This window comes from Olivibacter sp. LS-1, from assembly GCF_008245145.1.
Classification (GTDB): Bacteria; Bacteroidota; Bacteroidia; order Sphingobacteriales; family Sphingobacteriaceae; genus Olivibacter; species Olivibacter oleidegradans.
Map to the genome: position 1 here is coordinate 3,362,320 of NZ_CP041643.1, position 25,430 is coordinate 3,387,749.

The 25,430-nt window shown below is 41.6% G+C and carries 19 protein-coding genes, 1 tRNA gene and 1 other RNA gene; 6 read left to right on the plus strand and 15 right to left on the minus strand.

Annotated elements, in window-relative coordinates:
* Positions 1 to 10: 10 nt before the first annotated feature.
* From topA to ffs, 10 genes are all read right to left on the minus strand, one after another.
* Positions 11 to 2,374, minus strand: coding sequence for a type I DNA topoisomerase (topA, locus tag FKG96_RS13690; RefSeq protein ID WP_130857450.1), 2,364 nt, complete (start codon positions 2,372 to 2,374; stop codon positions 11 to 13).
* Positions 2,375 to 2,634: 260 nt separating this feature from the next.
* Positions 2,635 to 3,723 (minus strand): tRNA 2-thiouridine(34) synthase MnmA, encoded by a 1,089-nt coding sequence (gene mnmA, locus FKG96_RS13695; protein WP_013666438.1) that lies wholly within the window; start codon positions 3,721 to 3,723, stop codon positions 2,635 to 2,637.
* An 83-nt stretch (positions 3,724 to 3,806) separates the two neighbouring features.
* Positions 3,807 to 4,583: an SDR family NAD(P)-dependent oxidoreductase gene (locus tag FKG96_RS13700; protein ID WP_130857452.1), complete on the minus strand. Its 777-nt coding sequence runs from the start codon at positions 4,581 to 4,583 to the stop codon at positions 3,807 to 3,809.
* 161 nt (positions 4,584 to 4,744) lie between these two features.
* Positions 4,745 to 5,254, minus strand: coding sequence for a 5-(carboxyamino)imidazole ribonucleotide mutase (gene purE, locus FKG96_RS13705; protein ID WP_013666440.1), 510 nt, complete (start codon positions 5,252 to 5,254; stop codon positions 4,745 to 4,747).
* A gap of 21 nt (positions 5,255 to 5,275) precedes the next feature.
* Positions 5,276 to 6,418, minus strand: a complete 1,143-nt coding sequence (locus FKG96_RS13710; protein ID WP_130857453.1) for a 5-(carboxyamino)imidazole ribonucleotide synthase — start codon at positions 6,416 to 6,418, stop codon at positions 5,276 to 5,278.
* A 44-nt stretch (positions 6,419 to 6,462) separates the two neighbouring features.
* Positions 6,463 to 6,954 (minus strand): NADH-quinone oxidoreductase subunit B, encoded by a 492-nt coding sequence (locus FKG96_RS13715; protein ID WP_013666442.1) that lies wholly within the window; start codon positions 6,952 to 6,954, stop codon positions 6,463 to 6,465.
* Positions 6,954 to 7,538, minus strand: coding sequence for an NADH-quinone oxidoreductase subunit A (locus tag FKG96_RS13720; protein WP_130857454.1), 585 nt, complete (start codon positions 7,536 to 7,538; stop codon positions 6,954 to 6,956). The genes FKG96_RS13715 and FKG96_RS13720 overlap by 1 nt, the downstream gene beginning before the upstream one ends.
* A gap of 70 nt (positions 7,539 to 7,608) precedes the next feature.
* Positions 7,609 to 8,568, minus strand: a complete 960-nt coding sequence (locus FKG96_RS13725) for a YpdA family putative bacillithiol disulfide reductase (RefSeq protein WP_013666444.1) — start codon at positions 8,566 to 8,568, stop codon at positions 7,609 to 7,611.
* Between the two features lie 137 nt (positions 8,569 to 8,705).
* Positions 8,706 to 9,365: a fructose-6-phosphate aldolase gene (fsa, locus tag FKG96_RS13730; protein WP_013666445.1), complete on the minus strand. Its 660-nt coding sequence runs from the start codon at positions 9,363 to 9,365 to the stop codon at positions 8,706 to 8,708.
* A 94-nt stretch (positions 9,366 to 9,459) separates the two neighbouring features.
* Positions 9,460 to 9,558, minus strand: an RNA gene (ffs, locus tag FKG96_RS13735) — signal recognition particle sRNA small type.
* 261 nt (positions 9,559 to 9,819) lie between these two features.
* On the opposite strand from ffs, the gene gltB reads away from it, so the two are divergent.
* On the plus strand, positions 9,820 to 14,334 hold the full coding sequence (gene gltB / locus FKG96_RS13740) for a glutamate synthase large subunit (RefSeq protein ID WP_130857455.1): 4,515 nt from the start codon (positions 9,820 to 9,822) through the stop codon (positions 14,332 to 14,334).
* 18 nt (positions 14,335 to 14,352) lie between these two features.
* Entirely contained in the window at positions 14,353 to 15,819 is a 1,467-nt protein-coding gene (locus FKG96_RS13745; RefSeq protein WP_130857456.1) for a glutamate synthase subunit beta, read from the plus strand.
* 30 nt (positions 15,820 to 15,849) lie between these two features.
* Here FKG96_RS13745 and FKG96_RS13750 read toward each other — a convergent pair whose 3' ends face one another.
* From FKG96_RS13750 to FKG96_RS13765, 4 genes are all read right to left on the minus strand, one after another.
* On the minus strand, positions 15,850 to 16,395 hold the full coding sequence (locus tag FKG96_RS13750; protein WP_130857457.1) for an RNA methyltransferase: 546 nt from the start codon (positions 16,393 to 16,395) through the stop codon (positions 15,850 to 15,852).
* A gap of 71 nt (positions 16,396 to 16,466) precedes the next feature.
* Positions 16,467 to 16,646, minus strand: a complete 180-nt coding sequence (locus tag FKG96_RS13755; RefSeq protein WP_013666449.1) for a hypothetical protein — start codon at positions 16,644 to 16,646, stop codon at positions 16,467 to 16,469.
* 30 nt (positions 16,647 to 16,676) lie between these two features.
* A tRNA-Cys gene (locus FKG96_RS13760) sits at positions 16,677 to 16,747 on the minus strand.
* Positions 16,748 to 16,801: 54 nt separating this feature from the next.
* Complete coding sequence (locus FKG96_RS13765) at positions 16,802 to 17,560, minus strand: RNA methyltransferase (protein WP_130857458.1); 759 nt, start codon at positions 17,558 to 17,560, stop codon at positions 16,802 to 16,804.
* 77 nt (positions 17,561 to 17,637) lie between these two features.
* Here FKG96_RS13765 and FKG96_RS13770 point away from each other — a divergent pair, with 77 nt between their 5' ends.
* The gene (locus FKG96_RS13770; RefSeq protein ID WP_246860283.1) at positions 17,638 to 19,905 is read left to right on the plus strand and encodes a BamA/TamA family outer membrane protein; all 2,268 of its coding nucleotides are present in this window, start codon (positions 17,638 to 17,640) and stop codon (positions 19,903 to 19,905) included.
* 126 nt (positions 19,906 to 20,031) lie between these two features.
* Here FKG96_RS13770 and FKG96_RS13775 read toward each other — a convergent pair whose 3' ends face one another.
* The gene (locus tag FKG96_RS13775; protein ID WP_041388341.1) at positions 20,032 to 20,580 is read right to left on the minus strand and encodes a hypothetical protein; all 549 of its coding nucleotides are present in this window, start codon (positions 20,578 to 20,580) and stop codon (positions 20,032 to 20,034) included.
* Positions 20,581 to 21,037: 457 nt separating this feature from the next.
* Here FKG96_RS13775 and FKG96_RS13780 point away from each other — a divergent pair, with 457 nt between their 5' ends.
* The 3 genes from FKG96_RS13780 to FKG96_RS13790 are packed head-to-tail and all read left to right on the plus strand — an operon-like array spanning position 21,038 to position 25,411.
* The gene (locus FKG96_RS13780; RefSeq protein ID WP_130857459.1) at positions 21,038 to 23,131 is read left to right on the plus strand and encodes a HEPN domain-containing protein; all 2,094 of its coding nucleotides are present in this window, start codon (positions 21,038 to 21,040) and stop codon (positions 23,129 to 23,131) included.
* Positions 23,128 to 23,910 carry a uroporphyrinogen-III C-methyltransferase gene (cobA, locus tag FKG96_RS13785; RefSeq protein WP_013666454.1) on the plus strand — a complete coding sequence of 261 codons (783 nt, stop codon included), beginning with the start codon at positions 23,128 to 23,130 and terminating at the stop codon, positions 23,908 to 23,910. The genes FKG96_RS13780 and cobA overlap by 4 nt, the downstream gene beginning before the upstream one ends.
* Positions 23,888 to 25,411 (plus strand): TSUP family transporter, encoded by a 1,524-nt coding sequence (locus FKG96_RS13790; RefSeq protein WP_130857460.1) that lies wholly within the window; start codon positions 23,888 to 23,890, stop codon positions 25,409 to 25,411. The genes cobA and FKG96_RS13790 overlap by 23 nt, the downstream gene beginning before the upstream one ends.
* Positions 25,412 to 25,430: the final 19 nt, after the last annotated feature.

Sequence of the window (25,430 nt, forward strand, 5' to 3'; positions counted from 1 at the left end):
ATATCTTCCGCTATTTTTTCTTTGCCGTTTTACTTTTGCCTTTCGCAGGTACCTTCTTTTTGGTGCCGGTGTTAGACTTATCACTTTCCGCTAATTGCAAAATATCATTATATGTTATTTTGTCTACGTCCTTATCTTTAGGAATCTTAATGTTTTGTTTTCCGAAACGGATGAAAGGTCCCCAGCGGCCTTGTTCAATTCGTGCCTCCGGATTTTCATCAAAGGTCTTGATCACTTTCTCAATGTCCTTTTTTCGTTTCAATTCAATGATTTCTATCGCTTGGGTCTCGTTTACATCCATTGGATCTATTCCTTTGGGTAAGGAGTAAAAAGCATTGTTGTGGCGGATATATGGTCCAAATCGGCCAATTGCTACCGTCATCTCCTTATCCTCGTACTTTCCAACTTTTTTTGGCAACTTAAATAATTCCAAGGCTTCCTCTAAAGTGATGGTCTCGATCATTTGTCCGCTGCGCAGACTGGCAAATACCGGTTTTTCTTCATCATCTGCCGAACCAATCTGTACCAAAGGGCCAAAACGGCCTATTCGTACACTTACCTGTTTACCCGTTTGTGGATCCGTCCCTAAAATCCGCTCACTGCTTGCTCGGTCGGCGTTTTCAATGGTATCGGTTACTTCTTTATGAAAAGGGCCATAGAAATTGTGGAGCATAGCGGTCCATTCTTTCAGTCCATTAGCGATTTCGTCAAATTCTTTTTCAACCGTAGCCGTAAAATTAAAATCGACGATATCCTTAAAGTGTTCTACTAGAAAATCATTAACCAAAATCCCAATATCGGTAGGAAATAGTTTTGATTTTTCGGCTCCTGTGATTTCGGTTTTCTTAGTAGTATTTACTTTACCATGGCCTAATGTCAGTACATTGTATTCGCGTTGTTTTCCCTCCCTATCTTCTTTTACCACATAGCCTCTATTCTGGATAGTCGATATCGTAGGAGCATAGGTTGAGGGTCGGCCAATACCGAGCTCTTCTAGTTTTTTTACCAAACTTGCTTCAGTATAGCGGGCAGGTGGCCTACTAAAACGTTCTGTAGCGGTCATTTCCTTTAAACCGAGCTGCTGACCGTTTCTAAGAGGAGGTAGAAGTGCATTGTCATCGGATTCTTCTAAATTGACTTCGCTTTCCTCATCAGTCGACTCAAAGTAGACTTTTAAGAAACCGTCGAATTTCATGACCTCGCCACTAGCCGTAAACTCTTCGTTACGCGTTGAAATATTAATTTTTGCGGTAGTTTTTTCAAATTCAGCTTCGCTCATTTGCGAAGCGATCGCTCGTTTCCATATGAGCTCGTAGAGTCGCTTTTCTGAATGATCCCCCTCTATGGTGTGTTGGTTAAAATAGGTAGGGCGGATCGCTTCGTGTGCTTCTTGGGCACCGGCAGATTTAGTTTTATATTGCCTTCTCTTATGATATTTATCGCCATAGGCAGAACGGATCTCTTGTTCGGCTGCCTGTAAGGCCGTATCACTTAGATTGACAGAATCGGTACGCATATACGTAATTTTTCCCGATTCATACAAACGTTGCGCCACTGTCATGGTTCTAGCTACTGAAAAGCCAAGTTTTCTACTGGCTTCCTGTTGCAAGGTCGAAGTTGTAAAAGGTGCAGCAGGATTTCGCTTGCTTGGCTTTGTTTCTAGGCTTTTGACATGATATGATGCCGGAATACAGTCATTAAGAAATTTTTCGGCTTCATTTATAGTTGCGAATCGTTTCGATAATTCCGCTTTGAAAAGTTCTTTTTTATTTTCTTCCGTAAAGAAGATTGCAACAACCCGAAAGGCTGCTTCGGGCTCAAATTTGTTTATTTCCCGTTCTCTATCAACTAACAGCCGTACTGCTACCGACTGTACGCGACCGGCCGAGAGGGAGGGTTTAACCTTTTTCCATAATACGGGAGATAATTCAAACCCAACTAGACGATCCAATACGCGTCTGGCTTGCTGGGCATTTACTAAGTTAAAATCAATTTTTCGCGGCTGTTCAATGGCTTTAAGAATGGCAGGCTTGGTAATTTCGTGAAAAACAATCCGTTTTGTGCTGGATTCTTTTAGGTTTAACGTTTCGTATAAGTGCCAGGAAATCGCTTCTCCTTCCCGGTCTTCATCGGACGCGAGCCAAACAGTTTCAGCAGATTTAGCCAGCTTTTTTAACTCGCTAACAACCGCTTTTTTATCCGCCGGGACTTCATATTTCTGCTCGAAATTATTTGCAGTATCAATGGCATCATCCGTTTTAACCAGATCACGAATATGTCCATAACTTGATTTAACTAAAAAATCTTTTCCTAAATATCCTTCTATTGTTTTTGCTTTTGCCGGTGATTCTACAATTAATAAGTTCTTTGCCATTCAGTATCTTGATTTTTGCAAATAAAGGGATTTATTCATGTTTTAGCAAACTGCCTTCGCCTTTTTGATCAAAAAGCCGAAGTATACACGCTTCGGCTTTTTGTTTTATCGCTCAAACATAGATAAAATTGTTCGTTATTTGTATAATAGTTAGTTGATTTTATCTTTCGTTTTCGTTGCCAGTCTAATCAATTTATGGATCAAATTAAATATTGGAAATAAAGATCACCAAATTTTTTTAATTAAAATTGCATTAAAATTTACATGAGGAATCCACCGCCCAACAAATCATTCCCTTCATAAAAAACCGCCGATTGGCCCGGAGCTATTCCTTTTACATAATGTTCGAAGTCCACTTTCATACTTCCGTTTTCTTCAACAATCCGACTAATGGCACCGGCATCCTTATAGCGTATTTTGGTTACTGCTTCCATCGGTTCAGGTATATGCTCGTATTTGATCAGATTGATATTTCTGACGTATGCCGTATCTTTTTGGAGTTCCTCTTCTGAACCCAACACTACTGTATTGCTTTCAGGTAGTATTTGAATAACAAAAACAGGACGTCCCAGAGCAATCCCCAAGCCTTTTCTCTGTCCGATGGTATAATAGGGATATCCCGCGTGTTTGCCCACTACCGTACCGTCCGATAAGATAAAGTTACCAGCACCTATACGCTCATCAATGTCCTCTACGCGATGGCGTAAAAAAGATCGATAATCGTTGTCCGGAACGAAGCAGATTTCATAGCTTTCCGATTTATTGGCCAATTCTACTTGTCCCATTTCAAGCGCCATCTGTCTGATTTCAGCTTTGGTAAAGCTTCCCAAGGGAAATTTTGTTCTAGCCAGATTTTTTTGGGAAACGCCCCACAACACATACGATTGATCTTTATGCTCATCTCGGCCTTTGGATATGACATACCGACCGCTGTCCTGTAAGCGAATATTTGCATAATGACCCGTTGCAATAAATTCGCAATCCAGTTTGTCCGCTCTTTTTAATAAAGCCTCCCATTTGATATGGGTATTGCAAAGAACACAGGGATTAGGCGTTCTTCCCGCCAGGTATTCATCCACAAAATTATTGATCACAAAGTCGCCAAATTCATCTCGAATATCTAAGATATAATGAGGAAAACCATAACCAACTGCTAAAGCACGGGCATCGTTAATGCTATCCAAACTACAGCAACCGGTTTCTTTGGTGCTTCCTCCGGAAGATGCATAATCCCAGGTTTTCATCGTCAACCCAATAACCTCATAACCTTGCTCATGAAGCATCACTGCGGCCACTGAACTGTCTACCCCGCCACTCATAGCTACTAAAATTCGTCCGTGCTTGCTCATATCTTAAAAATAAAGCGCAAAGATAAGTCTAAATTTTTGTAAAGCCAGCTCTTTGGCAGTCAGTTAAATGTAATATAGGCCTTTTATGCTCCCTGTCCCAAATTTATACTTAAGGCGCCATCAATAGTAAAAGTCGTTCCCGTAACATAATCACTATCAGACGACGCAAGGTATACCGCTAAAGGGCCAATCTCTTCGGGTTTGCCGGCACGCTTGATGGGAATGTGCTGCTCCTTCTCCTCCCGTACCTTTTTGTTATCCATGGCTTGCTGGTTCATAGGAGTTAGTATCATCCCCGGGGCAATGTTATTAACACACACACCTTTAGGTGCCAGCTCCAAAGCGAGGCTTTTGCTGAAGTTTCTAACCCCACCCTTAGATGCGTTATAATCGGCATTGCCTGCTGTACACACTTCTTCGTGGATAGAACTGACAATGATTATTTTAGTTCCCTTAAGTTTGTTTTTTCGCAGCCTCAAAAATTCTCTACAGCAATAGAATGCACCATACAGATTCGTTTTGATACACGTATCGAAAGTTTCTGTGTCCATTTCCACTACGGGGATATTACTGCCGTTAACGCCTGCATTGCTGACCAGTATATCGATTTGACCAAATTCCTTTACAGCCTTTCCGAAAACCGATTGAACACTGGTCTCATCACTCACATCCAATTGATAGGTTGAAACTTTTGTTTTTAATTTCTTTATCTTTTGTTCAGCCTCTTTAGCACTTTCCCGGTCAGAATGGTAGGTGATAATAACATGAGCGCCTTCGGAAGCATACGCTTCGGCGATTGCACGACCAATGCCGGAATCAGATCCGGTTATTAGAGCCACTTTGTCTTTCAATTTACTCATAAATCTTAAATGAATTGATTGTTCTTTTTTATACTATGATGGAACAATAGAAAGCGCAAATTGTTGGTGCCGGAGCTAGCACAAAAAGATAGGCTGGATGGTTTAATTTTTTGAATAATGAAAAACAGCCATTACGATTATCGTTATGGCTGTTTTCCGGTCTAGAAGTTCATGTTTTCCACTTCTTGTGCGGTCTCTTCTATTTTCTTCTTCAACTCTTGTTTGAAATGGATAAGATTCTGTGCCAATTGCTGATCAGCAGTAGCTAAAATCTGCGCAGCCAAAAGGCCTGCATTCTTTGCTGCATTCAATGCTACCGTAGCAACGGGAATGCCATTAGGCATTTGTAATATAGACAAAATGGAATCCCATCCGTCAATAGAATTGGAAGATTTGACGGGTACCCCGATCACCGGCAGGTGCGTAATCGATGCTACCATACCTGGCAAATGAGCGGCCCCTCCGGCTCCTGCAATGATTACTTTCAGTCCGCGCGACGCAGCCGTTTGCGCATAGTCGAACATACGTTCCGGAGTCCTATGCGCCGATACGATAGAAACCTCTATTTGAACACCCAGTTCTTTTAATATTTTAATCGCGTCTTCCATTACGGGGAGGTCGGATTTGCTGCCCATAATGATTCCTACTGAAGGAAGTTGACTTGTTTGCATAATAATGGATTTGATTTTTATTTAGGCCTTTACTTTAATGGTAGCCTGTACTTTTCTAGCTAAGGTAACCGCCTTTTCACGATCTTCGTTCACAATAGTTACATGTCCCATTTTACGAAAAGGTTTCGTGAATTTCTTACCGTAGAGGTGTATATAAACCCCTTCTTCCGCCAATACCTCTTCAAGCCCCTCATAAATCGCCAGTCCTTCATAATTGGCTTCACCGAGCAAATTAATCATCACCGCATTGCTACGTGCAGCGGTGTTACCTAGCGGCAAATTGAAGATTGCGCGCAAATGCTGTGCAAATTGCGATGTATAGTTTCCTTCAATTGTATGATGTCCGCTATTGTGCGGTCGGGGGGCGAGTTCATTTACCAGAATATTTCCATCCGGCGTTAAGAACATTTCCACTGCAAGAAGTCCTACGATTTGAAGATCCTCTGCAATCTTTATGGCTAACTGTTCGGCTCTTTCCTGTATTTCGAAAGGTAAAATGGATGGGGAAATTAAAAACTCAACCAAATTAACCTCTGCGTTAAATTCCATTTCAACCATTGGAAAGGTCGATACATCACCTTTATCATTTCGCGCTACGATGACGGCGATTTCCTTTTCGAAAGCCACCCATTGTTCAATCAAGCTCGGTGCCTCAAAGGCATTTGCTAAATCAGCTTCATCTGCAATTTTATGCACTCCTTTTCCATCATAGCCATCTTTTCTCAATTTTTGTATATAAGGAAAAGGGATGGTTAAATCTTTTAATGCATCTTTTGAAGAAATCAACTGAAAGGGTGCTGTTGGAATATCGTTTTGTTTAAAAAACTGTTTTTGAAGTCCTTTGTCCTGAATTAAGCGGATGACACGCGCCTGAGGAAAAACGACAACACCCTCTTCCTCTAGTTTTTCCAGCGCATCTACATTTACTTTTTCGATTTCAATCGTAAGCATATCTACTTGCTTACCAAACTTATAAACTGTGTCAAAATCGGTTAGTGATCCTGCTTCAAACCGATCGCATAATTTTTTACATGGGGCATCCCGGTCTGGATCCAATACTGAAACACTTATGTTCAGATTGATCGCTTCTTGGATAAGCATGCGTCCGAGCTGTCCGCCACCAAGGATGCCCAAGCGTAAATCGCCATAAAAATCTTTTTCCATAGATGTGTTTAGTTAAGGAGTAGCTTAACTAATAATTGTATTTTTTAAGAGTTTATTTTTTCGTTAATAATGTGTTCCGATCCTATTTTCTTTTGAAGTTCTAAAAATGCACCAATCAGCGCCTCAGGTCGGGGAGGGCACCCTTGCACGTATATATCAACCGGAATTATCTTGTCTACTCCTTTTACTACATGATAACCGTGTTGCCAGTACGGGCCCCCGCAATTGGAGCAGGACCCCATGGATATAACGTACTTTGGTTCGGGCATTTGTTCATATAAAAGCCGTATTCTATCAGCCATCTTAAATGTAACGGTACCCGCTATAATAATAACATCTGCCTGCCTTGGAGAAGCCCGCGGAAAAACACCGTATCGATCCAAGTCGTAAGTAGCGGCCATTGCGCCCATCATTTCGATTGCACAGCAAGCGATACCGAAACTCACGGGCCACATGGACGATAACCGTGCCCAATTAAGGAGGTCGTCCAACTTTGCTACAACAATACCACTATCTGTTTGCGTGCTTGTACTCATTACGAATCCTTCTTTACAAATTTAGGTTTAAAAGCAGGTTTAGCGAGAGCAGACGGTTTATCCGACTGTATATCCTCCGTCTTATTCGTTGCTTGAAATGGCCTTAGCTTATAAGTCGCTCTGTTAATGTTCTCATAAACTTCGAGTGGGATTGTACCCGGTAAGGAAGGGAGGCTCGGGTTAGGTTTTATCCATTCTAAATCGCCTTTTTTCCAAACATAAAGTAAACCAACCAATAGAATTCCAATGAATATGAACATTTCCGCCAAGGTATACCAGCCCCATCTACCATCTGCATGGATTAAATCAGCAGCACCAAAAATGGTTGTCCATGGAAAAATAAACACCATTTCCACATCGAATAAAAGGAATACGAGGGCTATAACATAGAACCGTGAGTTAAACTGAACCCACGAACTTCCCCGCGCCACTTCGCCACATTCATAGGTGCTGCTTTTTGCCGAACTAGGTTTACGGGGAGACAATAGTTTTCCTAACAATAAAGTGAAGAGAACCAAGAACGTTCCAACGATCAGATAAATAAAGACCTTGCCAAATTCCGTTATTTGAGAACCATCTTCCATAGGTTCAAAAATAATAAAAAAATTGCTCAAAAAGATGTCGAATTTCTTTTCCCTGTTTACAGTTCAAGCTTTATCCGCTAATATGTCTTATGATTTGTTCTGCGTGAACGCGTGAGTTCTCGATAAACCAGAGGTGTGTATTCATGCCTCCGCAAACTACGCCTGCGAGGTACAAATGTGGAATATTAGTTTCCATTGTTAATTCGTCATGCTCCGGAATCAATAAATCATCAGGAGATAACCTAATGCCCAGTTTTTTCAGAAAGTCAAAATTAGGCTGATAGCCGGTTAAAGCTAACACAAAGTCATTTTTAATAGTAATCGGACCTTCAGGCGTAGCGATATGAACCACATGTTCTTCAATGGCTGTTAAACAACTATTAAAGTAGGCCTTGATTGAACCCTCTGCTATACGGTTGTCGATATCCGGACGCACCCAATATTTTACACGATGACTGATTTCATTTCTTCTTATCACCATAGTCACCTTGGCACCTTTGCGATACGTTTCCAACGCGGCATCTACAGATGAATTGCTACTACCTACTACCACTACCTGCTGATTTGCATAGTAATGGGGATCATTATAATAGTGTTTTACTTTCGGTAAATTCTCTCCCGGTATTTGCATCAAGTTAGGTTTGTCGTAAAAGCCTGTAGCAAGAATCACATTCTTTGCCCCAAAGACATTCTTTATGGTTTGGACGGTAAACAGATCATCCTTTTTCGTGACGTTTATTACCTCTTCGAACAAGCGAACGTTTAGCGAAAATTTTTGCTGTACTCTCCGGTAGTATTCCAATGCCTCCAGTCTCTTTGGTTTTGGATTAGTGGATACAAAGGGCACGCCCCCGATTTCCAGCTTTTCAGAGGTCGAAAAAAAGGTCATGTGCTGTGGATAATTGAAGAGTGAATTCACTAAACAACCCTTCTCTAAAATCACATAACGTAGCCCGGCTTTTTCGGCTTCAATTCCGCAAGCCAAACCAATGGGGCCGCCGCCTACAATGACGATGTCGAAAATATCCATAGTATCTAAACTAAGAAGTTACTTAAGGGAACGATCAATGAAGGTCCTTTAAGTAACTATAAACAATTTGCTTGTACAGAGCAAAATTAGGACGAACAGCCTATGCGGAAGACTATCCGGAGGAAATACTTGATAGCCTATTTACCGGCGGCTTTTGCATGATCAGCCAAAAACTGAGCCAGACCACTATCAGTAAGCGGGTGCTTCAACAATGTTAAAATAGCTGAAAGCGGTCCTGTCATTACGTCTGCTCCTATTTTGGCGCACTCAATAATATGCATGGCATGACGTACGGAAGCTGCTAGGATTTGCGTTTCATAGCCGTAGTTGTCATATATCAGGCGAATATCTTCAATCAAGCTTAAGCCATCGGTAGAGATATCGTCTAAACGGCCAATGAACGGAGAAACATAAGTGGCTCCGGCTTTTGCAGCCAAGAGTGCTTGTCCGGCAGAGAAAACAAGGGTGCAATTCGTTTTGATACCTTCACTGCTGAAGTATTTGATCGCCTTTACTCCTTCTTTTATCATAGGTACTTTAACGACTATTTTGTCGTCCAGTTTTGCTAGTGCAAGCCCTTCTTTAATAATATTTTCATAATCAGTGCTAATCACCTCCGCACTTACGTCGCCATCTACAATATCGCATATAGCTTTGTAATGATTGATCACATTTTCTTCACCGCTAATGCCTTCTTTAGCCATTAGGCTTGGATTTGTTGTAACTCCGTCTAAAACCCCTAAATCTTGCGCTTCTTTGATTTGCTGAAGATTGGCGGTATCTATAAAAAATTTCATAAGATATTATTGTTAAAACTTGGTTTTGATTGCAACAAAAGTAACCAATATTTGCTATTTTAGTAAAAGATAAGTGTAAAAAGAGGAAATAAAAAAAGGGCAAGCCCCTTTTATCGCACCGCTCAACCTTTTACCCTTGCTGTGTTCCCACCCTGGGGGAGTTCAAAGGGAGCTGGTCGTAAAAGACTTACCCACCGCAAAAATAGGAAAAAAACTTAATTTACTAAGTTTTTTTATTGAAATAGTGCTAGATCATTGGAGATCAGACTGTTTTTTTTTATGCTGTATGCATTTTCATATTTGAAGCGCTTGCGAAAACATGGTTTACGATTTTTTTAAGTTTATTGTGTTATTCTAGATATTTCATCAAGTTTTTATCACAAAAAATAATAAAAATTTAATATTGTCGAATATTAATGTTATTTTAGCAATCTATTTAAACTAAGCAATAACAATGACAGTTGAAGATATGGAAGAACAGGGATTGTATCGTTCTGATTTTGAGCATGATGCGTGCGGGGTTGGTTTTGTGGCTCATTTAAAAGGATTAAAAAGTCACCGTCAGGTTCAGGACGCGTTGACGATGTTGGAGAACATGGAGCACCGAGGGGCCTGTGGTTGTGATGAGGAAAGCGGCGATGGAGCCGGTATTATGATTCAGATACCGCATGAGTTTCTTTGGGAAGAATGTAGTAAGCTGGATATAAGACTGGGAGAACCGGGTTACTACGGCGTGGGGATGACGTTTTTACCCAAGGAGGAATCACTGAACGAACGTTGCAGAGAACTTATTAAGGACTCCTGTGCCCAATTGAGGCTTAATTTTCTCGGCGTACGCGAAGTGCCTGTAACGCCGGAAGGAGTGGGAGTGACCGCCTTAAGTGCTGAGCCTAACATTATTCAATTTTTCGTTGAGCGTCCTAAAGAGGTTCGTAATACGGAAGATTTCGACCGAAAACTGTTTGTGCTTCGGCGATTACTTGTAAAAAGAATAAAAGAAGAGCTGGCAGAAGCAAAGGAGCAATTCTATATGCCGTCCCTATCCAGTAAAACACTTATTTATAAAGGACAGCTAACCACTTATCAGGTGCGTTCTTATTACAATGATTTGTCGGATGAGCGGGTGGTTTCTGCCTTTGGCCTGGTGCACTCGCGTTTTTCAACTAATACTTTTCCTTCCTGGAAATTGGCGCAACCATTCCGTATTGTTGCTCATAATGGAGAAATAAATACGCTTACAGGAAACTTGAATCGCTTCTACGCCGGTTTAAGGTCTATTTCTTCACCTTATTTTTCGGATGAAGAGCTTGATATTTTACTTCCTGTAGTAGATCCGGGATTATCGGATTCTGCTTCATTGGATAATGTGGTAGAATTGCTTTTACATAGTGGGCGTTCTCTGCCGCACGTGATGCTTATGTTGGTACCTGAAGCATGGGATGGAAACACTTCAATGGATCCGTTGCGCAAAGCCTTTTACGAATACCATGCCACTATTATGGAGCCTTGGGACGGCCCGGCGGCATTATGTTTCACAGACGGAAAAACCATTGGTGCTACGCTCGATCGAAATGGATTACGACCCCTTCGTTATGCGGTAACGAATGATGATCGGGTAGTGGTAGCATCGGAGGCGGGCGCCTTGCCAATAGATGAGAGCATTATTATTAAAAAGGGCCGCCAACAACCGGGAAAAATATTCTTGGTTGATATGGAAAAAGGGGAAATTTTGAGTGATGCGGATATCAAGCATGAATTAGCCACTAAACAACCTTATGGCGAATGGCTTGACAAGTACAAAATCCATATTAAAGATTTGGCAGAACCGCGTGTTACCTTCACCTATCTTTCGAAAGAATCTGTATTTAAATATCAACAAATATTCGGCTACTCAAGAGAGGATATCGAGGGTATCTTGATTCCGATGGCACTAGATGGAAAAGAGCCAGTAGGTTCTATGGGAACAGACGTGCCCCTGGCTGTACTGTCTGAACATCCACAACATCTTAGCAGTTATTTTAAACAATATTTTGCGCAAGTAACCAATCCACCGATCGATCCGATTCGGGAACGTTTGGTGATGAGCTTATCTACCTTTATCGGAAACTCCGGAAATATTTTGGATGAAGATAAAATGCATTGCCATTGCGTTGCTTTGGAGCATCCTATTGTTACTAGCAGAGATCTGGAAAAATTGCGTAGTATCGATACCGGAATCTTTCAGGCAAAAACATTGCAAACCTATTTTAAGGCGGACGGAAAAGAAGGTTCACTGGAAGAGGGCCTGGCACGTCTATGTCGTTACGCCGAGGACGCCGTCCGCGACGGATTTGAAGTGTTGATATTGTCTGACAGAGCAATTGATTCGCAACACGCAGCGATCCCTTCGTTATTGGCGGTATCGGCGGTTCATCACCATTTAATAAAAACGGGCTATAGGGGAGCAGTAGGTTTAGTGGTTGAAGCAGGTGATGTATGGGAAGTTCATCATTTTGCTTGTTTACTTGCTTTTGGTGCTACGGCTATTAACCCGTACATGGCTCTTGCATCTATAAGGACATTGAAAGAGGAAGGTGTGATCGAAACATCCCTCACTTGGCCTGAGCTGTCTAAGAATTACGTTAAAGCTGTTTGTAGCGGATTGCTTAAGATATTCTCAAAAATGGGAATCTCTACTTTGCAATCATATAATGGTGCGCAAATTTTCGAAGTATTGGGAATACATAAAGATGTTGTGGATCGATACTTCTGCGGTGCGGTATCCCGAATCGGTGGCTTAGGATTGGACGATATTGCGCGAGAAGTTTTAAGTAAGCATGATCGTGGATTCCGTAGTGAAAAGAAAACCAATCTGTTACCCGAAGGGGGAATTTATGCTTGGCGTAGAAGAGGGGAGGCACATTTGTTTAACCCCACGACGGTACACTTACTTCAGCAGGCTTGTAGAACCGGTAACTATGAAATTTACAAGCAGTATGCAGCGCATATCAATAACCAGAAGGAGCGTATGTACACCTTACGCGGTCTCTTTGATTTTGCTAAACACCGTGCTCCCATTTCGTTAGACGAAGTAGAGCCGGCAGAAAATATTATGAAACGCTTTGCTACCGGCGCCATGTCTTTCGGCTCTATCTCTCATGAGGCGCATAGCACGCTGGCTATTGCCATGAACCGAATAGGAGGGAAAAGTAATACAGGCGAAGGTGGTGAAGATGAGATCCGTTATAAGCCATTGCCTAATGGTGATTCAATGCGTTCGGCAATCAAACAAATTGCTTCTGCTCGTTTTGGTGTAACGTCAAATTACTTAACGCAAGCCGATGAATTACAAATTAAAATGGCACAAGGGGCGAAGCCGGGTGAAGGTGGTCAGCTTCCGGGACATAAAGTGGACGAGTGGATTGCCCGAGTTCGTCACGCAACGCCGGGTGTAGGTCTGATTTCGCCTCCTCCGCATCACGACATTTATTCTATTGAGGATTTAAAACAACTGATTTTCGATTTGAAAAATGCAAACCGCGCAGCCCGTATCAATGTGAAACTGGTGTCAAAAGCGGGTGTAGGAACTATCGCTGCGGGCGTAGCGAAGGCGCATGCCGATGTTATTCTCATTGCCGGTTACGATGGGGGTACGGGTGCTTCTCCGATTAGCTCAATTAAGCATGCAGGATTACCTTGGGAACTTGGTTTAGCCGAGGCGCAACAAACCTTGGTCAAAAACCAGCTCCGTAGCCGTGTGGTATTGCAAACCGATGGACAACTTAAAACGGGAAGAGACTTAGCAATTGCCGCTTTATTGGGCGCTGAGGAATGGGGCGTAGCTACCGCTGCTTTGGTTGCGGGAGGCTGTATCATGATGCGTAAATGTCATTTGAATACCTGCCCGGTTGGCGTTGCAACGCAGGATCCGGAATTGCGTAAGTTGTTTACAGGCAAGCCGGAAGATATTGTTAACCTGTTCAAATTTTTAGCAGAGGAATTGCGCGAAATCATGGCAAGCTTAGGTTTCAAAACCATTAATGAAATGGTTGGAAAGGCACAGTTCCTTAAAGTCCGTGAAGATATTAATCACTGGAAGGTCAATAAGCTCGATTTGTCCGGCATTCTATATGCACCCCAAAACCCATCCGGTAAGAGTCTATACCAAACCGAATCACAAGATCACGGCATGGATATGATTTTGGATTGGGGTATGTTGAAACAAGCTGCTAAAGCCTTAGAAAGTAAGACACCTGTATTCGGTACGTTCAATGTAAAAAATACAGATCGTACCATCGGAACGTTATTATCTAACGAGGTTTCAAAAATATATGGTTCAGAAGGACTGCCCGATAATACCATTAACTTCAAATTTGTTGGATCGGCAGGACAGAGCTTCGGTGCTTTTGCCGCAAAAGGTTTATCTTTTGAGTTAGAGGGCGAAGCAAATGACTATGTAGGTAAGGGCTTGTCCGGTGCACAATTGGCAATTTATCCTGCAAGCAGCAGTCAGCTGGTTCCGCATGAGAACATTATTATTGGTAACGTAGCACTTTACGGCGCTACCTCCGGGCACTTGTTTGTATGCGGCCAGGCAGGTGAACGTTTTGCAGTACGTAACTCAGGAGCAACAACCGTTGTAGAGGGAGTTGGTGATCATGGCTGCGAATATATGACCGGTGGACGGGCACTGATATTAGGCGAAACAGGTCGTAATTTTGCTGCCGGTATGAGCGGTGGTATTGCTTGGGTATATGATATCAACGGTACTTTTAAAGATCGTTGCAATCTTGAGATGGTTGATCTAGATCCGCTGGATGAAGAAGATGAAACACAAATTATTAATTTGTTGAAACGGCACATTAATTTGACAAATAGTAAACTAGCCTCAACTATTCTAAGTAACTGGAAGAACGAGCGTAGTCTATTTGTAAAAGTATTCCCGAAAGAATACAAGCGTGTTTTACAGACGAAATTGGTTGAAGCATAATATTATTAGGTAAGAGAAATGGGAAAAGTAACCGGGTTTAAAGAGTTTGAAAGACAGCTCCCCACAAAAGATACTCCTGAAGAGAGACTTAAAAATTATAAAGAATTTGTTCATACGTACAGTGAGGAAGAATTAAATACACAGGCTGCCCGTTGTATGAACTGTGGCATCCCTTTTTGCCATTCAGGTTGTCCGCTAGGAAACGTTATACCTGAATTTAATGACGCTGTGTACGACGGTAAATGGGAAGAGGCTTTTGAAATACTATCCTCAACCAATAATTTTCCTGAGTTTACCGGGCGTATTTGTCCGGCACCGTGCGAATCGGCTTGTGTATTGGGTATCAATCGCTCACCGGTGGCAATTGAAGAAATTGAAAAACACATAGCGGAAATAGCTTATCAAAAAGGTTTTGCCAAAGCAAAACCGGTGGCTATTAAATCGGGTAAAAGCGTTGCGGTTATTGGTTCAGGCCCTGCCGGTTTAGCCGCAGCAGCCCAACTGATTAAGGCGGGTCATGAGGTAACGGTGTTTGAAAGAGATGATAAACCGGGCGGTTTATTACGATATGGCATCCCGGACTTTAAACTGGACAAGTGGGTGATCGATCGGCGTATTGAGCTGATGAAACAAGAAGGCGTTGTTTTCAGATGTAATGCGGAGGTGGGCGTCAATGTGCCGGCCGATGAATTGAAAGCCTTTGATGCCATCGTGTTGGCAGGGGGCTCTACCATTCCAAGAAATTTGAATATTCCCGGAAGAGAACTGAAAGGCGTTTATTTTGCAATGGAATTTTTGAAACAGCAGAATAAGCGTGTTGGTGAGTCTGCCTATCAGGAAGAGGATATCTTAGCAAGCAATAAGAATGTATTGGTGATCGGTGGCGGTGATACCGGATCTGACTGTGTAGGTACTTCAAATCGTCATGGAGCAAAAACGGTTACGCAGTTTGAACTAATGCCTAAGCCGCCTGCTCAGCGCACGTCCGCGATGCCTTGGCCTACTTATCCAATGCTTCTTAAAAATACCACATCACATGAGGAAGGCTGTGAGCGGTTTTGGAGCATCAATACCAAGGCGTTTTTAGGTGATGAGCATGGTAACTTAAAAGGTGCACTGGTGGTTGATTTGGAATGGGAAACTGATGCCCTGGGCAGACCGGTTAAATTTGCAGAAGTGCCTGGATCGGAACGTGAAATACCTTGCGAGCTGGCTTTATTGGCTATGGGATTCTTACATCCACAACATGAAGGCTTGTTAAAACAGCTTGGTGTTTCTTTAGATGCACGCGGCAATGTCAATGCAGCTGAAGGCAGCTATAAGACAACTGTTGATAAAGTGTTTGTAGCGGGTGATATGCGCAGAGGGCAATCATTGGTCGTATGGGCAATTTCTGAAGGACGCGAATGTGCTAGGAAAGTAGATGAATTTCTTATGGGGAAATCGGTACTCGAAAGTAAAGATTCGATTGCGTCATACGCATAAGATTTTTTAATAGTAAAAGCGGCGATACTCCTAGGAGTCGCCGCTTTTTAGTTTTAGTTTCCGATAGAAATCCCATAAAACGATTCCCGCCGAAATGACAACATTAAAGGAGTGTTTGGTCCCGAATTGGGGGATTTCAACGCAATAATCGATCAGCTTCATTGCTTCTTCTGAAACACCATTTACTTCATTGCCGAAGATCAACGCATAGCTTTCGCCCGCTACCGGGATGAAACGATGCAGCATAGTGCTGCCTTCTGCCTGCTCTATGGCGATTATTTTTTTTCCTTCCTGTTTTAAATTAATTATCGCTTCCTCAATATTCTTTTCGTATTGCCAGGCCACAGATTGTGTAGCTCCTAAAGCTGTCTTTTCTATATCCCGATGGGGAGGGGTACCGGTAATTCCACAGAGAAGAATGCGTTCCACCGCAAAGCCATCAGATGTTCTAAAAACAGATCCTACATTATGTAGACTTCGCACACTATCAAGTATAACCGTTACTGGCAACTTATCTAATTGCTTGAATTCGTCAACACTGGGGCGCCCCAGTTCGTCCATTGATAATTTACGCATCCTTTGGTCTTATAAAGAAAAAAGACCTGAATAAAAATTCAGGTCTTTTTTAATATTTTGTTATTAGCCTCTTATTTGCTTTCTGCAGTAAGTTTATCTAAAACAGCATTATTTTTGGTGACTTGGCTATTTTTTGGCTCTTTCGATCTACTTCCAACTTCAATATTACGGCCAAGCTTTAAGAATTGTACCTCTAAACGTGATACGGTTTTATTTCTTCTATCTTTTCTTTTTAAGCGTGTAACTCCCATGGCTTTTATTCTTTAATAAATCTTTTAATGAGGTCGGAAGCGGATTCGAACCGCTGTAGGAGCTTTTGCAGAGCTCAGCCTAGCCACTCGGCCATCCGACCCTTTCCGTTTAGGCTTGCAAAAATAGTAAAATTATCTTTCTTTACTAATTTTTTTCAACTTTTATGCAAATTATCTTTTCTGCTTATTTCCGAACAACATATAGCGGCTGAAACTGCTACATTGAGCGATTCAGCGTTTCCGAAACTTGGAATCGTGATACGTTGTGTTTTATTGCTGATCAGATCGGGCGCAATACCGTTCCCTTCATTGCCTAAAATAATGAATCCCTCACTGCCGAAATCGGTTTCGTAAATGGATTGGCCGTCCAACACCGTCGCAAAACTCGGCAGCGTGACATCCTTAAGAAAAGCATGCAGGTCTGTGTAGTGTATAGAAACATGTGCTAAAGAACCCATGGTAGCCTGTACCACCTTTGGATTGAAACATTCTACAGTTTCTTCCGAACAGATAATATGTTTGATGCCGAACCAATCTGCCGTTCGGATAATCGTGCCTAGATTGCCGGGGTCTTGAATAGTATCTAATACTAGAGAAAATTGATCCCGTAATTCATCCTCCTGAACGGCAACTTCACTTGGCGTTTCTATTAATGCCACTATTCCCTGTGGCGTTTTCAGTGTGCTAATTGCCTCCAAATCACGTTCCGATATGGGATAATGTTTTATTTTCTCTCCGAAAATATCGATCTTTGGCCCTACTTTTGGAGTATAGTAAATACTATGTATTACATAATCTGAGTGAAAAAAATCCGTTATGGATTTAAAACCCTCTACAATAAAGAGACCATGTTCTTTTCTGAACTTTTTTTGATGTAAGGATTTAACAAATTGAAGCTGAGACTTTGAGAGCATCGCAATTATCTTACTTGTATTTTTTTGTATTCATAGTGCTCACATCACTATTTTTCTCGTCTTGCAGATCCACGAGATTGTTGAATGATGACCAGGCATTGGTTACAAAGGTAAAGTTAAATGGGATAAATAAAGAATTTAAAGAGGGTGCTGAAGCTTATGTTCAACGGGAAATCCGTCCGAACTCTAAGATAAATCTCTTCATTTATAATTTTGCAAACAGTAAAGGTGGAAAATATCGAACGGATAAAATTAGGAATGTCGGCGAACCTCCCAGTATACTAGACAGTTCCTTAGTTGAGATTTCCCGAAACCAAATCGAAAGGTTCCTGGTATCCAAGGGTTATTTTAATGCAGAAGTCAAAAGCCATATTTACGTGAGACGTAAAAAGGCAGAAATTGACTTCGACGTGAAGCAGGGAGGCGTTTTTAAGATCCGTTATATTGAGCATGAGATTGGTGATCCACAGGTTGATAAATTGTACAAACAACATATTGCACGCTTTCCTGTATTGCGACCGGGTATGCGCTTCGATGCAGATACTCTGGTAAAGGAGCGTGAGTCAATCTATAACCTTATGAAACATAATGGATATTACGATTATCTACGTCAATATGTTCGGTTTGAAGTGGATACCAATATGAACAGTAGCCAAGCTGATCTTAGGCTTTTCATCGATAATCCCGAGGGCAAGAGTGGGCACACTGTTTTTAAAATCGATAGTAGTTATGTCGTCATAAAAAACAGTGATGGAGAAGTCGGAATAAACAAACCGGATAGCACTCAGTTAGCTCATGGCTTGGAGGTAAAGGATTATACACAACGTTTTCGACCAAAGCCACTTGCACGGTACATTTATCCCAAAATTGGCGATATCTTCGACATCGAAAAGGAGAACCTGACTTATGATCGATTATATGAATTAAATAGCTTTAGGGGAATAAGAACCAGCTATAAGAAAAAAGACTCCACGCATCTCACTGTTCATTATGAGTTGACGCCCTTGAAGCGGATGTCTAACCGTGTGGAAGGTGAATATGTATTCACCTCGGGGCGGAGTGGTTTCAATATTGGTAATACTTATACGAATCGAAATTTATTCGGCGGTTCTGAGCAGCTTGAGATCAAGGCACGTTTTGGCGCTTTGTTCGATTCGCAACTCGGAGGTCCTTTGTGGAGCAGGATCTGGAACCGCGACTTACAGTTTGGCGCTAATTTATCCATTCCACGATTGATCGTTCCTTTTCGTATCCCGTTAGTAGGTAAAAATGGTATGCCTCATACGATTTTTTCAACCAACTGGCAGATATTTGATCAGTTGAATACCTATAGTAATCGCTATATTATTAATTCGATCTCCTATAACTGGTATGATACGAAATATAAACTGCACAGTGTTACGCCAATATCCCTCGAATATCGACTAGGACGATTAGACAACGCGTTCAAGGATTCCCTGCAGAATAATGGCTACGAACTTTATGTGAAGAGTAATGACCGTGCCTATTTTGGTATTGGCAGCCAATATACTTATACGTTCAATACTTTGCGGTTGAATACTTACGATAACTTTTTATATTTCCGGGGTGCATTGGATTTAAGTGGTAATACGCTTAACTTACTCAGTAAGATCATTAATTTTAAGAAGAATGATATCGGCCAAAATACCATATTGAATGTTCCGTATTTGCAATATGTTAAAACGGAGGTTGACTTTAGGATATATAGGCATCTAGGGGGAGAACGCCAGTTTGTGGCCCGCATAAACGCCGGTATAGGTGTTCCTTTTGGGAATAATTCAGAGTTCCTGATTTTCGAAAAGCAGTTTTTCGGGGGCGGGATGAATGATCAGCGTGCCTGGCAGGCGAGAACTTTAGGTCCCGGTAACTACAATCGGTCGATTTTAACAGAAGACTTGAGAAATCGACTCCGAAATCTTGATCAACTGGGAGAAATTAAGATTTTCAGCAATTTTGAATATCGGTTTAAGTTGTTGAATGATTTTTTTGGTGCTAAATTGAAAGGGGCAACCTTTACAGATATCGGTAATATTTGGCGATTAAAGGAGAGCGCTGAAAACCCTGGCGGTGAATTTAAGTTTAATAAGTTCTTGGGACAAATGGCCATTGGGGCGGGAGCCGGCTTACGGTTTGACCTGCAGTACTTTGTTTTCCGTTTTGACGCAGGTATTAAAGTCAAAGACCCACAATTCGAAGGCGCTGATCAATGGGTTATTACCGATTTATTCAACAGTCGCGAATTTAAACGAAACTATAAACTGACCAACGGACCGGATCCTTATAATTTTATCCAGTATAACTTTGGTATTGGTATGCCTTTTTAGGTATTAGTAGTAAGTTGTTAGGCGTTAGCTATCGGCGACGGAACGTTACTTTTGAAGTCCAGCACATAACAATAAAGAGACATAGATACTGTGCCCTGACAGCAATGTTACAAAGTAACACTTATATTAGAAAAAACTCCTTATCCCCGCAGATACCGTCTCAAAAAGACCTTCGAAACTCAGTCCTTTGTTATAATTGAAATAAGCAAAAGCCAGCAGCGCGACGATGGCCAACAAAATAAGCCTTTTATAAATAGTTGCTATAAATATTATGACAAGCGGAATCAACAATAAGAAAACCCAACTGATTTTAATTGGCTTTAGCCCGTCATCATTCTTCATGACATAATACAACTTACTATGCGTACCATGCTCATTTTGATGCTTAAGAAAGACAAAAGAAGATTTATCAATCTCTTGTGGAGAAATGGCGACCCCTCCGGAAAAATTAAGCTGCTGTTTAAATCCATTAATAACAAATAGGAACGTACCGTTAAGCTTATCTGTTGGTTCATCCAGCGAATCGCAGGCGATAATGGCTAATTTGTTATTTTTGATCAGATTCTCCTTAACAATAAAATTATCTAAATGATATCGTTGCTTTGCCGACACCAAATTTGTAAAGGAAAAGAAATAGATAGCACATAGCAATAAAATCGAGCTCTTTTGTTTCATCTGTTTCATTTGATACCACCCACCGCATTCTACATACAGGATTAGGCGCTCAAACTTAGATAAAATGCGCTTTATTTGCAACGACGAATCTAAGTATGTTGAGGTTATGGCCATTTTTTTGTGAAAGGTCGTATAATATAATGATGCGCTCTTTGTTAGGTTCTTCTCCGGGAAATGTTTAGTTTAGGGCTACGTAAATTAGCGATGCTGAATAACGTGTTCAGGGCACGCAATAAGTGCGCTGAATGTAAAAATTAAAAAAAAGTCGAAAATTAATACTACTAATACGGTATACTTTATATATTTGCTAAATGGAAATATTATCAAGTCGTTTCGATACTGTTTTTTGGCTTAACGATTTTTTAATGTTATTTAAGTTTTTTTGTGTTTTTAGCAATCGATTAGGTTGAGCATTTGACAAATGAACTCGACATCAACATTTAATAAGGGGTAAACGATGCAAAGTTTCAGAACGGAATTAGAGAATCCAGTAGTGGAGCAAGATATTATAGATCTTGAAAAGAAAATCCATGCCTTTAGACAAGGTTCTATTCATGACGAAAAGTTTAGAAGTCTCCGGCTTGCTAGAGGGATTTATGGACAACGCCAACCCGGTGTACAAATGGTACGCATAAAGCTTCCGTTTGGAAAAGTGACTTTTAAGCAATTTTTGAGAATAGCTGATATCGCCGACGAATATGGAAGTGGTAATTTGCATTTAACTACGCGTCAAGATATACAGATACACTACGTGAGTTTGGATCGGACGCCGGAGCTTTGGTCCAAATTGGCAGCCGATGATGTGACTATCCGTGAGGCTTGTGGTAATACCGTGCGAAATGTTACAGCCTCTCCTACAGCTGGTATCGATCCGGACGAACCTTTTGATGTTTCTCCTTACGCTTACGCTACTTTCGATTATTTTTTGAGAAACCCAATTTGTCAGGAAATGGGGCGCAAGTTTAAAATTGCCTTTTCATCCAGTGAAAAAGATACTGCATACAGTTATGTGCATGATGTCGGGTTGATACCTAAAATTGATCCAAGTGGCAAACGGGGCTTTAAAGTCGTTATAGGCGGTGGCTTAGGTGCACAACCTATTTTGGCGCATCTTATTTATGAGTTCTTGCCTGAGGATCAGTTGATTCCTTTCATTGAAGCTGTTATACGCGTGTTCGATCGGTATGGTGAACGCAATAACCGTAATAAGGCGAGAATGAAATACCTGATTCAAAAATTAGGCTTGGATGAAGTCTTACAGCTTATAGAAAAAGAAAAAATTGCCATCAAAGCTAAACAACTTCCAATAGATATTGATGCAGTAAAAGCACCGAATATTCCGGTGAATACAGTTTTAGAGGATGTATCGGACGCAGAGCGTCTTCAATATGAATACTGGTTAAAAACCAATGTATTTGAACAGAAACAGAAGGGGTACTATGGCGTATACATCAAAGTGCTTATTGGAGATATAAAAACGGATCTGGCAAGGGAATTCATTTCCTTGATTCAGCCCTTGGTAGCCGATGAAATCCGTATCACCCAAAATCAAGGCTTATTGCTGAAATACGTGCCTGAAGCGCATTTACCAGCTTTATTTCACGCATTGAATAAAATCGGCTTTGCTAAAATTGGTTTTGATTCGGTAGCGGATGTTACTACTTGTCCGGGTACGGATACCTGTAATTTGGGAATTTCCAATAGTATGACCTTGGCAACGGTATTGGAAGACCTCGTGTATGAGGAATACCCCGAGTTTGTCTTCAACAAGGACATCAAGATCAAAATCAGTGGCTGTATGAACTCCTGCGGACAGCACGGACTTGCCGAAATAGGATTTCACGGTAGTTCGTTAAAGGCAGCTGGAAAGGTGGTGCCTGCTGTACAGGTAATGCTTGGTGGGGGAACGGTAGGGGATGGTGTCGGACGTGCTGCTGAGCGCGTTATAAAGACGCCGTCAAAACGCGCTACAGACGTTTTAAGATCTTTACTGGATGATTATAAGGCAAATGCGGAAAAGGGGGAGCGATTTCAGCAATATTACGATCGCCAAGGGAAGGATTACTTTTATCAATTGTTGAAACCGCTGGCAGATCTTTCCAGCCTGAAAGAGGAGGAATTTGTAGACTGGGGGCATGAGGAAACCTTCAAGACGGCTATTGGGGTAGGCGAATGTGCGGGCGTGGTGATAGATTTAGTAGCGACCCTACTTTTGGAAGCAGAAGAGAAACTTAGCTGGGCTAACCAAGCCTTGGATAATGGCGCTTGGTCAGACGCCATTTACCATGCCTATAGCACCTTGATAAGTAGTGCAAAAGCGATGTTGTTGGATAAAGGAGTGAATAGCAGTACGCATATCGGTGTTATCAACGATTTTGATGCAAAATATGTGGACAGTGGTGAAATCGATCTTCCAACAAGCTTCGCGGAAATGGTGTTGAAAATTAATAAAGAAGAACCTTCTGCCAATTTTGCTCAGGCCTATTTTAAACAGGCCGAGGAATTTTTAAAACTAACGAGAACTAAACGAGAGACGGTATTACAATCATGAATGATATAAAAAAGAATAACGCACCTAGAATAACCTTGGTGGGTGCGGGGCCCGGCGATCCCGAACTGATCACCTTAAAAGGTTTAAAGGCTTTGCAAGGGGCGGATGTTGTACTGTATGATGCACTGGTTGGTGAAGAACTTTTGCAATTTATTCCACCAAACGCTACAAAGGTATATGTAGGGAAACGCTCAGGTGATCACAGCTACTCACAAGAGGTAGTAAATAGATTGATGGTGGACTATGCCTTGAATTTCGGGCACGTGGTACGACTAAAGGGAGGTGATTCTTTTGTTTTCGGACGAGGTTACGAAGAGCTTGAATTTGCTGCCGCTTACCGTATACCGGTAACTGTTATCCCTGGTATATCCAGCTCTATCGGTGTTCCGGGTCTGCAACATATTCCTGTTACGCATCGCGGACTGAGTGAAAGCTTTTGGGTGATTACCGGTACCACGTCTTCAGGAGAGGTTTCGCATGATGTCTATCAAGCGGCACAAACAAAGGCGACGGTAGTTGTACTCATGGGATTGAAGAAGCTCAAGGAAATCGTAGAAATTTTTAAAGCAGCGGGTAAGGACAAATTACCGGTGGCTATTATACAGAAAGGCTCAACGCAGGACGAAAAGTTGGTGGTAGGAAACGTGCATAACATCGTAGATAAAGCGCAACAGGAAACGATTACAGCTCCAGCTATATTGGTATTCGGAGAGGTGGTTTCTTTGCACCCATCATATAAATCGATTGTAAAGGAGTATGCCTCAGTTATTGGAGAATGATGCAGCCCTTTTAGCTGCAAGCAATGAAAACGCTATAGGAAATCAATTGTTTCCCGTTTTTTTAAAATTAAACGATTTGCACACCCTCGTAATCGGGGGTGGCCCTGTTGCATTGGAGAAATTACAGGCACTTCTTGGAAACAGTCCTCAGGTAAAAGTCAAGCTTGTAGCGAAAGAAATCATTCCGGAAGTATATCAATTTGCTGAAACGCACACACAACTTCAAATCTTCCAAAAGGCATTTGAGCCGACCGATATGGATGCCGTTCAGTTAATCGTGGCGGCCACAAACAACAATGAATTAAACGCAGAGATCAGAAAAGCTGCGCACGAACGGAAGCTTCTGGTCAACATAGCCGATAAACCATCGCTTTGTGATTTTTATCTTGGATCTGTCGTTAAAAAGGGAGATCTCAAAATAGCAATATCAACGAACGGTAAATCACCCACAATTGCTAAACGATTAAAAGAAGTACTAGCTGAAAGCATACCGGATGAAATTGACCAAACGCTTCAGCAAATGAGTGCTTTACGGGGGAAACTGAAAGGGGATTTTTCTGACAAAGTCAAAAAATTAAATGCAGTAACTGCGACGCTTGTTACATCGGAACCAACGGAAAGTGTTCGTCGGAATTTTAAGTGGCTTATCTGGTTGGCTATAATTTTTTCGATGACGATTGGTGTCTTGGTTTTTTGGCATAAAGAGCCGGAATTCCAATCATTTTTAATGGAGCTTGACCCTGTATTCTATTACTTTTTAGGAGCAGGCTTTGTCTTTGCTATGGTGGATGGTGCAATAGGAATGTCCTATGGAGTTACTTCCTCATCTTTTTCCCTGGCAATGGGCATACCGCCTGCACCGGCGAGTATGGGAATACACTTATCAGAAGTGCTTAGTAATGGTATTGCCGGATGGATGCATTACCGCATGGGCAATGTAAATTGGAAGCTTTTTAAGTTGCTGCTCATTCCCGGTGTGGTTGGAGCCGTGATTGGGGCTTATCTACTTTCATCCTTAGAGCATTACAGCGCATATACAAAACCTTTAGTAGCTTTGTATACCGGTATTTTAGGAGTAGTTATTCTAATGAAGGCCTTTAATATCAAGAAAAATAAAAAAAGAAAAAAAATTGAGCGTATTGGCTTACTGGGTTTCTTTGGAGGCTTTATTGATGCGGCATTTGGCGGAGGGTGGGGATCCATCGTACTATCCAACTTAATTGCAGGTGGCCGACATCCATTATTTTCTTTAGGAACGGTTAAGATCACGCGATTTTTTATCGCTATATTAAGCTCCCTTACCTTTATTTCCATGCTTGGGGGTGCTCATTGGGAAGCTGTTTTGGGATTGATTCTGGGAAGCGCACTGGCAGCACCTATTGCGGCTAAGGTTTCTAATAGGATATCGGCAAAAACAATTATGGTATTAGTTGGTGTCATTGTCCTGATCGTAAGCTTAAGAAATATTGTACTATTTCTGACGCATTTATTTGTTGGATAAAGTTTTAAGGAGGTTCAGA